The organism is Chthonomonas sp., from assembly GCF_035294165.1.
GTDB lineage: Bacteria > Armatimonadota > Chthonomonadetes > Chthonomonadales > Chthonomonadaceae > Chthonomonas.
In genome coordinates, this window is record NZ_DATGLN010000222.1 from 1 (window position 1) to 1,659 (window position 1,659).

Genomic DNA, 1,659 nt, shown 5'->3' on the forward strand with positions numbered 1-1,659 from the left:
GCACTTAGTTATCTCTACAGCAGGCCCCAACGGAGGGTATCGGTTGGCAAAGCCTGCCGAGCAGATCAGTATAGGGGCGGTGATCGAGGCCATAGATGGGCCGCCGGCCTTCGTCTACTGCATGAAGGAGGAGCATCTGAACGCCTGTGAACAGATGCCGCGTTGCACCATTCGCCAGCCTCTGGCGCGGATCAATGCGCGTCTGCTTCAGATGCTAAACCTCATTACATTGGCGGAAATATGCGGCCGTGAGGCGCCGACTGCCTTTATGCCTTCGGACGAGATCGGCCTCGTGTCGTCTCAGAAAAGATCGAAAAGGAAGAATACGACCTGCCAATAGCGGCTTGATAGGAGAATAGAGAGATGTCGGATGCATTAACGACCATCGAAGAGTTTGCGCGGAAAGAGTATGCTTACGGGTTCGAGACCCAGATTGAGATAGAGACCATTCCTAAAGGCCTGAATGAGGAAATCATTCGCATGATCTCTGAGCGCAAGAACGAGCCGGCATGGCTTACGGAATGGCGCTTGAACGCCTATCGGCACTGGCTCACCATGAAAGAGCCGCACTGGGCAAACGTGAAATACGATCCCATTGATTATCAGGACATCATCTACTATGCGGCTCCAAAGAAACGGCCAAAGCTCAACAGTTTGGAAGAGGCAGACCCTGAGTTGATTCGCACCTTTGAAAAGCTCGGCATTTCATTGGAAGAGCAAAAACGGCTGGTTGGGGTTGCCGTAGACGCCGTCTTTGATAGCGTTTCGGTGGCGACGACTTTTAAGGACAAGCTGGCCGAACTCGGCATCATCTTCTGCTCCATTTCGGAGGCGGTGCAAGAGCATCCCGATCTGGTACGGGAGTATCTTGGGTCGGTAGTGCCCCCAACCGACAACTTCTTTGCCACTCTCAACTCGGCGGTCTTCTCGGATGGAACGTTCTGTTATGTGCCCAAGGGAGTTCGTTGTCCCATGGAGCTTTCCACCTATTTCCGTATCAACGCCAGAGATACCGGCCAGTTCGAGCGCACGTTGATCATCGCGGATGAGGGGGCCTATGTCTCCTATCTTGAGGGCTGCACGGCCCCGATGCGCGATGAGAATCAGTTACACGCCGCCGTGGTTGAGCTGATCGCCTTGAAGGATGCCACCATCAAGTACAGCACGGTTCAAAACTGGTATCCGGGCGATAAAGAGGGACGCGGTGGTATCTTCAACTTTGTAACAAAACGCGGGAAGTGTGCGGGGGAGAACTCCAAAATCACTTGGACTCAGGTGGAGACCGGCTCGGCCATAACCTGGAAGTACCCATCCTGCATCCTGCTGGGCGATAACTCGGTAGGAGAGTTCTATTCCGTGGCGCTAACCAATCATTACCAACAGGCGGACACGGGAACCAAGATGATCCACATCGGCAAAAATACGCGCAGCACCATCGTGTCGAAGGGAATATCGGCCGGTCATGGGCAGAATACCTATCGGGGTCTGGTGCGCGTCAATCCTGGAGCCGACGGAGCGCGGAACTATTCACAGTGCGACTCTTTGCTTATTGGAGACAAGTGCGGTGCTCACACCTTCCCCTATATAGATGTGCGGAATCCAACGGCGCAGGTGGAGCATGAGGCGACAACCTCCAAGATTGGAGAAGACCAAATCTTC

The 1,659-nt window shown here is 53.9% G+C and carries 2 protein-coding genes; both read left to right on the plus strand.

The window, feature by feature from the left end; translation table 11 throughout:
* The coding region (locus VKV29_RS12560; protein WP_324201655.1) for an Rrf2 family transcriptional regulator at positions 1-340 on the plus strand (340 nt) is incomplete at its 5' end.
* Between the two features lie 23 nt (positions 341-363).
* Positions 364-1,659: Fe-S cluster assembly protein SufB (gene sufB / locus VKV29_RS12565; RefSeq protein WP_324201656.1), on the plus strand; the 1,296-nt coding region annotated here is incomplete at its 3' end.